The organism is Micromonospora sp. CA-248260, assembly GCF_050942205.1.
Taxonomy (GTDB): Bacteria; Actinomycetota; Actinomycetes; order Mycobacteriales; family Micromonosporaceae; genus Micromonospora; species Micromonospora antibiotica.
The window spans coordinates 2350047-2363781 of the sequence record NZ_CP192021.1; the positions used below are offsets into that span (position 1 = coordinate 2350047).

The following is a 13735-nucleotide window of genomic DNA, read 5'->3' on the forward strand; positions in this document are numbered from 1 at the left end:
GGGGATCGTCGGCCCGTGCCGCCGCTGGCGGACCCCGGTCCGGTGCGGGCCGGGGTGGAGGTGGTCGTCGACGGGATCGACCCGGCGGCCGACGGGCACCGGGAGGATCCGGCGTGAGGGGCCCACTGGTGGTGGTCGGGGACACCCTGCTCGACCGGGACGTCGAGGGGGTGGTGAACCGGCTCTGCCCCGACTCACCCGTGCCGGTGCTGGACGAGACGGCGTACGCCGACCGGCCCGGCGGGGCGGGCCTGGCCGCCGTCTTCGCCGCCGCCGCAGGTGCCGAGGTGGCGTTGGTGACCGCCCTCGCCGACGACGCCGGGGCGGCCCGGCTCAGTTGCCTGCTGACCGCCGCCGGGGTGCAGGTGTACGGCCTGCCGCTGGCCGGGACCACGCCGGAGAAGATCCGGCTGCGGGCCCGGGGCCGGGTGCTGCTGCGCCACGACCGGGGCGGCGCGGCGGGCGAACCGGGGCCACCCTCCGAGGCGGTCCTCCGGCTGCTCGCGGGGGCGTCCGCAGTGCTGGTCAGCGACTACGGCCGGGGGTGGCCCGGCAGCCGGCGCTGCGGGCGGCGCTGGCCGCGACCCGGGCCCCGGTGGTGTGGGACCCGCATCCGCGTGGCCCGGTCGCCGTGCCCGGGGTGCAGTTGGTCACGCCGAACGAGGCGGAGGCCCGGGACCTGGCCAAGGTGCCGCCGGGCGGGTCACGGCTGGCGGTCGCGGCCCGTGCCGGGCAGGGGCTGCGGGACCGGTGGCGGGCCGGGGCGGTGGTGGTCACCCTCGGCGGTGACGGCGCGCTGCTCTGCTCCGCCGGGTCGACCCCGCTGATGGTCTCCGCGCCGCTGTCCGCGGAGGGGGACACCTGCGGGGCGGGGGACCGGTTCGCCGCGGCGGCCGGGCTGGCGCTGGCCCAGGGTGCGCTGGTCTCCGAGGCGGTCCAGGCGGCGGTCGGCGCGGCGTCGGCGTACGTGGCGGACGGGGAGTGGCCACCGCGCTGCCCGTACCGGTGCGGGCCTGCCCGCCGGTGCTGGTCGGCGGCGGGGAGCGGATCGGGGCCGCCGCCGCCGGTGCGGTGGTGGCCGAGGTCCGGGCGGCCGGCGGGACGGTGGTGGCCACCGGCGGTTGCTTCGACCTGCTGCACGCCGGGCACGTGGCGACCCTCCAGGCCGCCCGGCAGCTCGGCGACTGCCTGGTGGTGTGCGTGAACTCCGACGCCAGCGTCACCGCGCTCAAGGGCCCGGACCGGCCGGTGATCCCGCAGGGGGACCGGGCCCGGCTGCTCGCCGCGCTGGGCTGCGTCGACGCGGTGGTGGTCTTCGACGAGACCACCCCGCACGCGGCGCTGGGCTGGCTGCGGCCCGACATCTGGGTCAAGGGCGGGGACTACGCCACCGGCGTCGGTGACGGACCGGCCCTGCCGGAGGCCGAGCTGTTGCGCCGGTGGGGTGGGGACAGCGTGGTGGTGCCGTACCTCGCCGGGCGTTCCACCACCGAGATGATCGCGGCGGCCCGCGGTGGACGCCGGACCGCCGCCCCGCAGCCGGGGCCGGCGGGTACCCCGGCCGGCCCGGCGCCTTCGACGGCGGGCCCGGCACGTACGACAGCGGAGGGAGCACGATGAGCAGCAGTCCACCCGGTGCCGGTCCGGCCGTCCTGGTCACCGGCGGGTCGAGCGGGCTCGGCGCGGCGGTGGTCGCCGCCGTGGCCGGCTCCGGCGGACGACCACTCGTGCTGGACCGACGCCGCCCCGGCGACGGGGTGCCGTGGGTCGAGTGCGACCTGGCCGACACCCGGGCCGCCGAGGAGGCCACCCGGGAGCTGGCCGAGCAGGCCGGCGGGTTGGACGCGGTGGTGACCGCCGCCGGGATGGACGTGCCGGGTCGGCTGGCCGACGTCCCCCGCGACACCTGGGAGCGGATCGTCGTGGTGGACCTGCTCGCCACGGTGGCGGTGATCCGGGCCGCGCTGCCCTACCTGGCGGAGTCCCGGGGCAACGTCGTCACGGTCGCCTCCACCCTGGGCGTCAAGGCGGTCGGGGACGCCACCGCGTACTGCGCGGCGAAGTTCGGGGTGGTCGGGTTCACCCGGTCGCTCGCCGCCGAGCTGGCCGGCAGCGTCGGGGTGACCCTGGTGATCCCGGGCGGGATGCGGACCGCCTTCTTCGACGACCGCGACCCGCAGTACCGACCGGGACCGGACGCGAAGCTCAACGACCCGGCCGACACCGCCGCCGCGATCATGTTCGCGCTGTCCCAACCACCCGGCTGTGCCGTGCGAGAACTGGTGGTCTGCGCCGAACAGGAGACCTCGTACCCGTGATCCTGGTGCTGCGGGCGCTCGGCGTCGGTGACCTGGCCACCGCGGTGCCCGCGCTGCGGGCGCTGCGGGCCGGATACCCGGACGAGGAGCTGGTGCTGGCCGCGCCGGCCTGGCTGGGCCCGCTGGTCGACCTGGTCGGCGGGATCGACCGGTTACTGCCCACCGACGACCTCGGCCGGCCACCCTGGCCCGATACGACCGGGTGGCCCGACCGGTCGTCCGGTGGTGCGCCGCCCTGGCTCGGGTCGTCGCCGTCGGGTGCGCCGGGGTGGTCCGGGCCGCCGCCGGAGGTGGCGGTCAACCTGCACGGGCGGGGACCGGGCTCGCACCGGATGCTGGCCGGGGCGGGCCGGCTGTGGGCCTTCCGGTGTCCGCCGGCCGGGCACTGCGCCGGCCCCGGCTGGCGCGACGACGAACACGAGGTGGACCGGTGGTGCCGGTTGCTCGCCTGGTACGGCGTCACGGCCGACCGCACCGACCTGGCGTTGCGGCGGCCGGCAGCGGGGCGGATGCCGACCGGGGCGACAGTCGTGCATCCCGGCAGCAAGGTCGAGGCGAAGCGGTGGCCGGCGGACCGGTTCGCCGCGCTGGCCCGGCAGCTGACCGACCGGGGGCACCGGGTGGTGGTGACCGGTTCGGCCGGCGAGCGGGAGTTGGCCGGCCGGGTGGCGGCCGAGGCGGGCCTGCCGGGGTCGGCGGTGCTGGCCGGCCGGACCGACCTGGGCGAGTTGGCCGCGTTGGTGGCCGCCGCCCGGCTGGTGGTCAGCGGGGACACCGGGGTCGGCCACCTCGCGACCGCCTACCGGGTGCCGTCGGTGCTGCTGTTCGGCCCGGTGCCTCCGGCCCGGTGGGGGCCGCCGCCGGACCGGCCGTGGCACCGGGTGCTCTGGGCGTCGGGCGAGGATTGCGACGGTTCGTCCGGGGTACCACCGGCGTCGAGATGGGTGGCGCTCCCGGTCGACCGGGTGCTGGCCGCCGTGGACGAGGCCGAGGAAACGGTACGGGTCTGAGGTGCGACTGCGGCGTAGTGATCCGGGTCGGGCGGGGTACGGGCGTCGCCGACGTGGCAAGGGCTGGACCTTCCTGGACCGGCACGGTGCCCGGGTCCGGGACCCCGACACCCTGGCCTGGCTGGGCGACCTGGTGATCCCACCGGCCTGGTCGGACGTGTGGATCGCGCCGTACCCCAACGGGCACATCCTGGCCACCGGGACCGACGCCGCCGGCCGCAGGCAGTACCTCTACCACCCCGAGTGGCGGCGTAAGCGGGACGAGGCGAAGTTCGACCACGTGCTGGAGGTGGCCCGGCGGCTGCCGAGCCTGCGGGAGCGTATCGCCGGTGACCTGGCCGGCCGGGGGCTGAACCGGGACCGGGTGCTCGCCACCGTCGCCCGCCTGCTCGACATGGGCACCTTCCGGGTCGGCAACGAGCAGTACGCCGTCGGGGAGGACGCCACCTTCGGCGTGTCCACCCTGCGCCCGGAGCACGCCCGGTCCCGGGGCGGCTGCGTGGTCTTCGAGTTCCCGGCCAAGGGCGGCATCGAACAGGTCCGCCGGATCGAGGACCCGCAACTGTGCCGGGTGCTGACCCACCTGCGTCGGCGGCGGCGGACCGAGGAACGGCTCTTCGGCTACTGGGACGGGCGGACCTGGCGGGACGTGCGCAGCGACGAGGTCAACGGCTACCTGCGCGACGCCAGTGGCGGCGAGATGACCGCCAAGGACTTCCGCACCTGGCACGCCACCGTGCGGGCGGCCACGGAACTGGCGACCGTGGGGGCGCAGCGTTCCGTGACGGCCCGTCGCCGGGCGGTGGCCGGGGTGATGCGGGCGGTCGCCGAACTGCTCGGCAACACCCCCACGGTGGCCCGTACGTCGTACGTGGACCCCCGGGTGGTCGACCTCTACCACGACGGGGTGGTGCTGCCCGTGGCCGCAGGCTCCCCGCAGGAGCAGGTCGAGCGGCTGGTGCTGGAGTTGCTGGAGGAGGCCTGACCGGCCCCGCCGCGAGTCCTGGGGGGAAGGGCGACGGGGCCGGGGTCGGTGCGGCCGGGGAGCCCACCGCGCGATGTCGGTCGCGCCGGGTGGATGCGGCACCGGGGCGGTCGTCCGTGACCGTGGGTCACGGACGCCACCGCGGTCCCCCGTTACCGTCGGGCCGCACGGTCGGGTGACCGTCGGCCCACGGTCAGTATGTCGGCCCCGGGTTGACTTCGGACGCCGGGCTGTTGACTATCCGTGCCTGTTGCAGGTGGAGCGTCCGGTACGCCTGGGGGGTCAGCTGATGGGCGGCCCGGAAGGCCCGACTGAAGTGCGCCTTGTCCCGGAAACCCCAGCGGGCGGCGATGGCCTGGACCGGCCGGTGCGCCAGCGCGGGATCGGCCAGGTCCCGCCGGCAGCGCTCCAACCGCAGTTCCCGGATGTACGCCGCCACCGTGGTCTGTTCCGCCTCGAAGAGCCGGTGCAGGCTCCGTACGGAGACGTGGTGCGCCTCGGCGATGGTGGCGGGGGTCAGCCCGGCGTCGCCCAGCCGACGTTGGGCGTACGCCCGCACCTGGGCGAGCAGCGCCTGACGGCGTACCTCGCGGGGCAGCTCGTCCTCGGCGACCAGGTACCGGCCCAACATGGTGGAGACCAGGTCCAGCGCCACCCCGCCCAGCCGTTCGGCGTCGGCCTGCCGGTACTGCTCGGGGTACGAGGTGATCCGGGTCAGGTACTGGGCGACCAGCGCGCCGATCCCCTCGCTGGCCGACATCCGGCCGGCCAGCAGCGGCGTGAGCCGATCCGGGGTCAGCGGGATCGACCCGTACGGGATCAGGGCGACGATCGAGGCGGCGTGCTCCGCGCCGTTGCCGTCGCCGAGGTGGCTCACCTCGTGCGGCCGGGAGCCGTCGTAGAAGGTGAACTCGCCCGCGCCCAGGCGGCTCTCCCGCCCGGCCTGCCCGGCGATGCCGGTGCCGTTGGTGGTGAGGGCGAGCATGTGGAAGTCCACCTCGGTGCGGCGGACCAGCTTCGCGGTGCGGACCGCCTCCAACGACGGGTAGCGGTACCGCACCAACCGGAGCGGACCCAGTTCGACGAACTCGGCGCGGGCCCGGAAGTCGTGCTGGTGCGCGGAGCGGATCCGCAACGGCGCGGCGGTCCGGGCGACCAGGTCCAGCCACATCCCGAACCGTTCCGCGGGTGGTAGTTGTTCGGTGTCGATCACTGTGCGGTGCACCATGTCCGGCCTCCCCGTCGGCGGGCATCACCCCACCATTGTGGGCGAAGAGGCCAGCACCCCGAGTGCCCCGGCAAGATCGTGCTGCTTCATGGTTGGTGTGGCCTCCGGGCGTGGCGATGCCACTACAACCATGTTCGAGCGTGACCTTGAGGCAGGAACCCGCGTACGCGCGGTGCGGTCGGCGCGGGTCGACGACGCTGACGACAGCGCGGGCCGGGCCAGCCTGACGGCGGCCCGGCCCGTAGCCTACGCGGTGCGGTGTTCAGTCGTTGAGGACCTGGGAGAGACGGTCGCGGAACCTGCGCTCCGAGTCGCTGACCTGGTCGCCGCCGATGCCGAGCAGCCCTCCGCTGGACGCCGCCCCGACCACCTGCTCGGCGATCTCCACCAGCCAGTGCCGGTAGGCCCCGCCCTCGCCCTCGTCGACCTTGGCGGCCAGCAGGGCGGCCGCCTCCCCGGCCCGGACCAGCACGTCGTCGATGAGCGCCTGCGGGTCGGCCGGCGAGATCACCGGCAACTCCTCGCCGGCCTCCGGGTCGCCCACCCGGGACACGATCTCCCCGGCGACGGCGGCGACCAGCGGGCTGGCCGACTCCCGACCGGTGGCGATGGTCTCCAACCCGGCCGCGTTCTCGGCCCGGGTCCGCCGGGCGCCGTCCGACTCGGCGGCGCTCGCCGCGGTCAGGACCGACTGCGGCAGGCCGACCAGCAGCCCCCACTCCTCGTCGGAGAACCCGAACCCGGTGTACGCCGGCTGTTCGATCACGACTGAGCCCCTCTCGGTTCGTTTCACTGCGGGCACCGCACCCGGGCGGTCGCCCGGGTCAGGCTAGTCCAGCGTCAGCAGACCCTGTTCGGACACCACGCGCACGGAGAGCGTCTTGTAGCCCACCTCGTCGAAGAGCACCGTCATCCGGTCGTCCTCGTAGTTGAGGACCAGGCCGGGGCCCCACTCCGGGTGCCGGACCTGGCTGTGCACCGGGAAGGGGCCGACCGCGCCGTCGTTGGCGACGCTGGTGCCGGCGTGGCAGTTGTCGCAGTGCCCGCAGATGTGCGACATCTGCTCACCGAAGTACGCCAGCAGCACCTGCCCCCGGCAGCCCGTGGTCTCGGCGAACGCCCGCATCATGTCGGTACGGGACCGGGTCACGGTCTGCTGCCGTTCCGCCTCGGCCAGGGCCGCCGCGCCGGCCTCCGCCGGGGTGGGGGCGTAGCGCGGGGCACCGATCTTCTGCCCGGCCCGGGGCTCGGCCGCGCCGATCTGCTCCAGCAGGGCCAGGTACTGCCCGAGCTTGCGCGGCCCGAGGCCGGTCGACTCGCGCAGCGCCTTCTTGGTGGCCGGTCGACGACGCAGCAGCGCGGCGAGGTCCCGCAGCTCGGTCTCGTCGGGCAGGCCGCCGGAGAAGTAGCGTTGCAGGCCGACGTCCTCGGCCCGCCACAGCAGCAGCACCCGGGCCGGCGCACCGTCGCGCCCGGCCCGGCCGATCTCCTGGAAGTAGCTGTCCGGCGAGTCGGGCAGCGCCATGTGCACCACCCAGGCGATGTTGGGCTTGTCGATGCCCATGCCGAACGCCGAGGTCGCCACCATGATCGGCACCTGGTCGGCGAGGAACGCCTCGTGCAGCCGGTGCCGGGCGGCGGTGGGCATCCCGCCGTGGTAGAACTCCGCCGGGTATCCGGCGGTGGTCAGTCGCTCGGCCAACTCCTCGGCGGCCCGCCGGGTCGGCACGTAGATGATGCCGGGCCGTACGTCGTCGCGCAGCAGTGCGATCAGCCGTCGCCAGCGGTAGTCGTCGGTCGGGCAGTGGGCGACCTCGACGAACAGGTTCGGCCGGTCCAGCCCGGAGACCACCACCTCGGGGTCACGCAGCCGCAGCCGGGCGATGATGTCGTCGCGTACCGGCGGGGAGGCGGTGGCGGTCAACGCCACCACCGGCGGGCGGCCGAGACCGTCGATCAGGTGGCCCAACGCCAGGTAGTCGGGGCGGAAGTCGTGCCCCCACGCCGAGATGCAGTGCGCCTCGTCGATCGCCACCAGGGCCGGCTCCAGCGACCGCACCTCGGCCATCCGGTCGGGGTTGGCCAGCGCCTCCGGGGTGATGAAGAGGAACTCCGCCCGCCCCTGCCGGATCTCGGTGATCGCCTCGGCCTGCTGGGCCGCGCTCTCGTCGGAGCTGATCCGCACCGCGCGCAGCTCGGGCCGCTGGCGTTCGTTGAGCGCGGCGATCTGGTCCTGCTGGAGGGCCAGCAGGGGGGAGATCACCACCGTCGGCCCGGGGATCAGGCTGGCCGGGATCTGGTAGATCGCCGACTTGCCGGCTCCGGTGGGGAGTACCACCAGGGCGTCGCGTCGTTTCATCACCGCGCGCATGGCGGCGAGCTGGTTGGGCCGCAGCGCTTTCCAGCCGAACAGGCTGCGCGCCGCGCGGCGCAACGTCGTCGAGTGCATGGACAGCTTCATCGAGGGCCGGAGGTACCCGGGGGCATCAATGCCGAAACCGCTCCCACCGGATCGGACCCACCGCCCACGGGGGCCGGTACGTCGCAGGTCAGGCGTCGTGACCGGGCGCGCACGCGCGATCGACCACGGGTCACCGACGGCGGTGTGCGTCGGTGACCCGTGGTCGATCGTGGTCGGTGGGGGAGGGGTCAGCGGAGGTGGGGGAGCACCTCACGCTGGTAGAGGTCGAACAGGCCCTGCCAGTGCGGGCCGGCGTTGCCCACGTAGACCTCGTCGAAGCCGGCCTTGGCGTACCGGTCGATCATCTCGAGGTGGGCGTCGGCGCTGTTGCCGCAGACGAAGCCCTGCCGCACCTGCTCCGGAGTGACCAGTCGGGCCGCCTGCTCGAAGTGCCGGGGGGAGGGCAGCACCTGGGACAACTCGCCCGGCACCCCGGCGTTGGGCCACGTCTCGTACGCGATCCGGGCGCCCTCGTCCTCGGTGTCGGCGTACGCGGCCTTGAAGCCGGCCTGGCACGGCTTGTCGCCGCCGCCGTTGTCCCGGAACCGGCTCACCAGGTCGCCGTCGGGCATCATGCTCACGTAGCCGTCGCCGATCCGGGCGGCCAGGTCGACGGCCTTGGGCCCGAAGCCGGAGACGTACACCGGCGGGGGTGTGTCGGGCAGCGTGTAGACACGGGCGTGCTCCACCGTGTAGTGCCGGCCGTGGTGGTTGACGAAGTCGCCCCGCCACAGCTCCCGCAGCACGGCGACGGCCTCCTCCAGCATCTCCAGCCGGACGTCGGTCTGCGGCCAGGCGTCGCCGAGGATGTGCTCGTTGAGCGCCTCGCCGGTGCCGACGCCGAGGACGAACCGGCCGGAGTGCATGACGGCGCTGGTCGCCGCGGCCTGCGCCAGCACCGCCGGGTGGATGCGGACCGTGGGGCAGGTCACCGCCGTGCTCACCGGCAACGAGGTGACCTGGCTCAGCGCCCCGATGACGGACCAGACGAAGGGGCTCTGCCCCTGGGCGTCCGTCCACGGGTGGTAGTGGTCGGAGATCCACAGTGCCTGGAAACCGGCCCGCTCGGCACCCCGGGCCTGCTCCAGCAGTTGCGCCGGGGTGAACTCCTCACTGGACAGGAAGTAACCGATCTTCATGGTGTCCCCTCGCCGGGACGCCGCCGGGTGCGGCGCGACCTCCGCTAGCGGTACCCCGGGTGGTGGGGGATCAGTCGGTCAGCGGCGGCCGAACATGGCGCGGATCGCGGCCAGCAGCAGCAACCCGCCGACCACCAGGCCGAGCAGGCGTACGCCGGGGATGTCGGCCGGTGAGGTGGCGTCGGCGAGCGGCGGCAGGTCCATCCCCGCACTGTCGCACGCCTCCCCGACCGACGCCAGACAGTAACAGTAAGGTTTATTGACTATTACGTCGCCCGGTGTGACCATGGCAGCACCGCGACGGCACCGGGCCGTCGACACGCGACGGGGGTACCGGGGCCGGATGAACGAGCGCAACCTGGCGGGGCTGGCCGCCACCGTCCTGCAACCCGGCTTCGTCGGCACCACCCCGCCCGACTGGGTCTGCCGGTGGCTCGCCGACGGGCTCGGCGCGGTGGTGCTGTTCGCCCGCAACGTCGTCGACCCCGAGCAGGTGGCCGCGCTCACCGCGACGCTGCGCGCCGAGCGCCCCGACGTGCTGGTGGCCATCGACGAGGAGGCCGGCGACGTCACCCGGATCGAGTCCGGCCGGGGCAGCTCCCGGCCCGGCAACCTCGCCCTCGGCGCCGTCGACGACCCCGCCCTCACCGAGGAGGTGGCCCGCGACCTCGGCGTCGAACTCGCCGACCTCGGCATCACCCTCAACTACGCGCCGGACGCCGACGTCAACATCAACCCGGCCAACCCGGTGATCGGGGTGCGTTCCTTCGGCGCCGACCCGCAGCTGGTGGCCCGGCACACCGCCGCCTGGGTACGCGGCCTCCAGTCCGCCGCGGTGGCTGCCTGCGCCAAACACTTCCCCGGCCACGGCGACACCCGGGTCGACTCCCACCACGACCTGCCCCGGATCGCCGCCAGCCGGGCCCGGCTCGACGCCGGCGAGCTGGTCCCCTTCCGGGCCGCCGTCGCCGCCGGGGTGCAGGCGGTGATGACCGGGCACCTGCTGGTCCCCGCCCTTGACCCCGACCTGCCGGCCACCCTCAGCCCCCGCATCCTCGGTGACCTGCTCCGCGAGGAGCTGGGCTTCTCCGGCGTGGTGGTCACCGACGCGGTGGAGATGCGCGCCGTCGCCGACCGGTACGGCTTCGCCGGCACCGCCGTACGGGCCCTCGCCGCCGGGGCGGACGCGATCTGCGTCGGCGGCGAACGCGCCGACGAGGCCACCGCCCGCTACCTGCGCGACGCGATCGTGGCCGCGGTCCTCGCCGGTGAGCTGCCCGAGGAGCGCCTCGCCGAGGCCGCCAAGCGGGTCGGTCAGCTCGCCGAGTGGAGCACCGCCGCCCGCGCCGGCCGGCCCGCCCACGCCCCACGCCCCGCTGACGGCTCACCGGTCGGCCTGACCGCCGCCCGGCGGGCGGTACGGGTCAGCGGCGACGCGGTCGGCCGGCTGCCGTTGACCGCCGCCGCGCACGTGGTCGAGTTCGCCGCGCCACACAACATCGCGATCGGCGCGGAGACCCCGTGGGGGCTCGGGGCACCCCTGGCCGACCTGATTCCCGGCACCACCACCGTCCGGCTCACCGAGGCCGACCTGCCCGCCGACCCGACCGCCGCGGCGGCCGGCCGACCGCTGGTGCTGGTGGTACGGGACCTGCACCGGCACCCCTGGATGCGGGCCGCGGTCGACCGGGCGTTGGACACCCGGCCGGACGCCGTCGTGGTCGAACTGGGCCTGCCCGAGCTGGTCACCGGCGGGCTGCACCTGGCCACCCACGGCGCGACCCGGGCCGCCGCCCGGGCCGCCGCCGAACTGCTCACCGGAGCCCGCTGACCCGGCCCCGCCGGCCCGCCCCGCCGGCACGGCCCGCTGACCCGCTGACCCGCTCCGCCGAACCACCCGGCCGAACCGCCGGTTCAGCGGCCAGGCCGGTCGGCCCCCGGCGGTTCAGCGGCCAGGCCGGTCGGCCCCCGGCGGTTCAGCGGGCCGCCGGTTCCCCCTGGTCGGTGAGCCGGTCCAGCTCGGCCAGCAACCGGTCCACCTCGTCGAGGGTGTTGTAGTGGTAGACGCTCGCCCGGACGGCACCGCCGCTGTCGCGCCACCCGAGCGCCTGGAAGTACTCGTAGGCGTAGTAGTCGCCGCTGGACAGGCAGAGCCCGGCGGCGCCGAGTGCGGCGGCCAGCCCGGCCGGCGTCCACCCGGCCAGCCGGAACGACACGGTCGGGCAGCGGCGTGCCCCGGCCGGCAGGACGGTCACCGCCGGGCGGGCGGCCAGCCCGGCGGCCAGTCGGGCGAAGACCGACCCTCGTGCGCCTGGGCGGCGGCCAGGCCGGCCCGGATCCGCGACCGGCGGTCCCCGGTCGCCGTCGGGTCCAGCCCGGCCAGGTGGTCGACGGCGGCGGCCACCCCGGCGAGCAGCGGGAAGCTCGGGGTGCCGGCCTCGAACCGGTCGGGCACCGCGTCGGAGGAGGGGATCAGCTTGGCCGGGTGCAGCCCCGCCCAGCGGGCCGGGTCGGCCACCATAGCCCCCAGGTGCGGCCCGGACCACTTGTAGGCGCTGGTGACCAGGAAGTCGGCACCCGAGGCGGCCAGGTCGGTCGGACCGTGCGGCACCGAGTGCACCCCGTCCACACAGACCAGCGCGCCGACCGCGTGTGCCGCCGCGGCGATCGCCGCCACGTCCGGCATCGTGCCGGTGGCGTTGCTGCCGGCGGTCACCGCGACCAGCCGGGTCCGCTCGCCGACCAGGTCGGTGAACTGCCCGGCGGGCAGTTCACCGGTGCCCGGGTTGAACTCCGCCCAGCGGACGGTCGCCCCCGCCGCCTCGGCCGCCTGCACCCAGGGCCGCACGTTGGCGTCGTGGTCGAGCCGGGAGACCACCACCTCGTCCCCGGGGCCCCAGTCCGCACCCAGCGTCCGGGCCAGGGTGTACGTCAGCGTGGTCGCGCTCGACCCCAGCACCACCCCCTCCGGTGCGCCGCCGAGCAGATCGGCCACCGCCGTGCGGGCCTGCGTCACCAGCTCCAGCGAACGCCGGCCGGGCACGGAGGCGGTGCTGCGGTTGCCCACCGCGAGGCGCATGGCGTCGGCCACCGCGTCGATCACCGGTTGCGGGGTCTGGGTGCCACCGGCACCGTCGAAGTGGGCGAAGCCCTCGGCGAGCGCGGGGTACGCGGCCCGGGTCCGGGTGATGTCGATCGGCATGCCGGGACCCTAGCCCGCCCGCCACCAGGCCGGAGATCCACCCGGGTGGTGGGCTGGGCAACGTCTCGTACCCTTGGTGGGGTGACGAAGCGAAGCGCCACCGCCCCCACCCCCCTCCGTCGGACCGCCGGCCTGCTGGCCGGCCTGGTGCTCGGCGTGGCCGTGCTGGCCGGATGCAGCTCGGACGGCGCCGACACCGACTGCGGGCTGGACGCCTGCACGGTCACCTTCGACCGGGGTGTCGACGCCCGCGCCTCCATCCTCGGGGTCGAGGCGAAGCTGATCGGCGCGCAGGGTGACCAGGTCACCGTCGAGGTGGCCGGCGAGCAGCTCTCGTTGACCATCGGCCAGCAGGCCACCGAGGTGGGCGGTTTCGCGGTCACCCTGGACAGCGTCACCGACCAGCAGGTGCAGATCCGGGTGTCGCGCAACGCCGGCAGCTGACCTGCCCCGGGCCGGCGGCACCACGTTTGGGGATCTTCCCGAACGGAGATTGTGGGCCCATGTCTCTCACCCGGAACGCCCAAGCCACCGCTAGCCGCACCGCGGACAGCCGCTGGCTGGAACTCCTCGCCCGGGCCGGTTTCATCGGCTACGGGATCGTCCACCTGCTCTTCGCCTGGGTCATCCTCCAGATCGCCTTCGCCGGCTCCGGCGAGGAGGGCAACCAGAACGGGGCGCTGCGCGCCCTGGGCGCCCAGCCGATGGGCAAGTTCCTGCTGATCGCGATGGCCGTCGGCCTGATCGCGATGGCCATCTGGCAGGCCCTGGAGGCGGCCGTCGGCCACCACGCCAAGCGCGGCAAGGAACGCCTCTTCGAGCGGATCGCCTCGGTCGTGCGTACCGTCGTCTTCCTCTGGCTCGCCTGGACCTCGATCAAGGTGGTGCAGGACGCCAGCTCCAACAGCGCCGACCAGCAGGAGCAGTTCAGCGAGAAGCTGATGGCCTCCAGCGGCGGCCGTGGTCTGGTCGGGTTCGCCGGCCTGGTGCTCGCCGCCGTCGGCATCGGCATGGTGATCTACGGCTACAAGAAGAAGTTCGAGCGGAACCTCAAGACCAACGAGATGAACGGCAAGACCCGGCAGACGGTCCGCCGGCTGGGCATGGCCGGTTACATCGCCCGGGGTGCGGTGTTCGCCGTCGCCGGCCTGCTGATCGTGGTCGCGGCGATCAACTACGACCCGGAGAAGGCCCGTGGCCTGGACGCCGCGCTGCGCACCCTGCGGGACCAGCCGTACGGGCCGTTCATCCTGGCGCTGATGGCGCTCGGCATCGCCGCCTTCGGGGTCTACTGCTTCTTCCAGTCCCGGTTCCGCAAGATCTGAGCCTGGTCGATACCGGAAACGCCGGGCACCATTGGGCCTTTGCCCGATTGCGATCAGCCCGGCCGGA

11 protein-coding genes and 2 pseudogenes are annotated in these 13735 nt (G+C 74.8%); 7 read left to right on the forward strand and 6 right to left on the reverse strand.

Annotated features, from left to right (window positions below; all coding sequences use genetic code 11):
* Positions 1-113: 113 nt before the first annotated feature.
* From ACQP2H_RS10275 to ACQP2H_RS10290, 4 genes and pseudogenes are all read left to right on the forward strand, one after another.
* A pseudogene (locus ACQP2H_RS10275) lies at positions 114-1620 on the forward strand (PfkB family carbohydrate kinase).
* Positions 1617-2318, forward strand: a complete 702-nt coding sequence (locus ACQP2H_RS10280) for an SDR family oxidoreductase (protein ID WP_219469516.1) — start codon at positions 1617-1619, stop codon at positions 2316-2318. The pseudogene ACQP2H_RS10275 and the gene ACQP2H_RS10280 overlap by 4 nt, the downstream one beginning before the upstream one ends.
* Positions 2315-3328, forward strand: a complete 1014-nt coding sequence (locus ACQP2H_RS10285) for a glycosyltransferase family 9 protein (protein ID WP_433232326.1) — start codon at positions 2315-2317, stop codon at positions 3326-3328. The genes ACQP2H_RS10280 and ACQP2H_RS10285 overlap by 4 nt, the downstream gene beginning before the upstream one ends.
* Before the next feature lies 1 nt (position 3329).
* Positions 3330-4313 (forward strand): DNA topoisomerase IB, encoded by a 984-nt coding sequence (locus ACQP2H_RS10290; RefSeq protein WP_433232329.1) that lies wholly within the window; start codon positions 3330-3332, stop codon positions 4311-4313.
* A 193-nt stretch (positions 4314-4506) separates the two neighbouring features.
* Here ACQP2H_RS10290 and ACQP2H_RS10295 read toward each other — a convergent pair whose 3' ends face one another.
* The 5 genes from ACQP2H_RS10295 to ACQP2H_RS10315 form a co-directional block, all read right to left on the reverse strand.
* The gene (locus tag ACQP2H_RS10295; RefSeq protein ID WP_363820994.1) at positions 4507-5541 is read right to left on the reverse strand and encodes a helix-turn-helix domain-containing protein; all 1035 of its coding nucleotides are present in this window, start codon (positions 5539-5541) and stop codon (positions 4507-4509) included.
* Between the two features lie 262 nt (positions 5542-5803).
* Entirely contained in the window at positions 5804-6307 is a 504-nt protein-coding gene (locus tag ACQP2H_RS10300) for a hypothetical protein (protein WP_357535907.1), read from the reverse strand.
* 63 nt (positions 6308-6370) lie between these two features.
* Positions 6371-8002 (reverse strand): RecQ family ATP-dependent DNA helicase, encoded by a 1632-nt coding sequence (locus ACQP2H_RS10305; protein WP_433232332.1) that lies wholly within the window; start codon positions 8000-8002, stop codon positions 6371-6373.
* 188 nt (positions 8003-8190) lie between these two features.
* Positions 8191-9141 (reverse strand): TIGR03557 family F420-dependent LLM class oxidoreductase, encoded by a 951-nt coding sequence (locus ACQP2H_RS10310; RefSeq protein WP_433232335.1) that lies wholly within the window; start codon positions 9139-9141, stop codon positions 8191-8193.
* A gap of 78 nt (positions 9142-9219) precedes the next feature.
* Positions 9220-9345: a hypothetical protein gene (locus tag ACQP2H_RS10315; protein WP_255470159.1), complete on the reverse strand. Its 126-nt coding sequence runs from the start codon at positions 9343-9345 to the stop codon at positions 9220-9222.
* A 139-nt stretch (positions 9346-9484) separates the two neighbouring features.
* Between ACQP2H_RS10315 and ACQP2H_RS10320 the strand changes: the two genes are divergently transcribed.
* Positions 9485-10972 carry a glycoside hydrolase family 3 protein gene (locus ACQP2H_RS10320; RefSeq protein WP_357535902.1) on the forward strand — a complete coding sequence of 496 codons (1488 nt, stop codon included), beginning with the start codon at positions 9485-9487 and terminating at the stop codon, positions 10970-10972.
* 145 nt (positions 10973-11117) lie between these two features.
* Here the strand turns inward: ACQP2H_RS10320 and ACQP2H_RS10325 are convergent.
* A pseudogene (locus tag ACQP2H_RS10325) lies at positions 11118-12343 on the reverse strand (cysteine desulfurase-like protein).
* Between the two features lie 81 nt (positions 12344-12424).
* On the opposite strand from ACQP2H_RS10325, the gene ACQP2H_RS10330 reads away from it, so the two are divergent.
* Together ACQP2H_RS10330 and ACQP2H_RS10335 are read left to right on the forward strand one after the other, a co-directional pair.
* The gene (locus ACQP2H_RS10330) at positions 12425-12787 is read left to right on the forward strand and encodes a hypothetical protein (RefSeq protein ID WP_433232339.1); all 363 of its coding nucleotides are present in this window, start codon (positions 12425-12427) and stop codon (positions 12785-12787) included.
* Between the two features lie 59 nt (positions 12788-12846).
* A complete protein-coding gene (locus ACQP2H_RS10335) occupies positions 12847-13668 on the forward strand; it encodes a DUF1206 domain-containing protein (RefSeq protein ID WP_433232342.1) in 822 nt (273 codons plus the stop codon).
* Positions 13669-13735 lie beyond the last annotated feature (67 nt).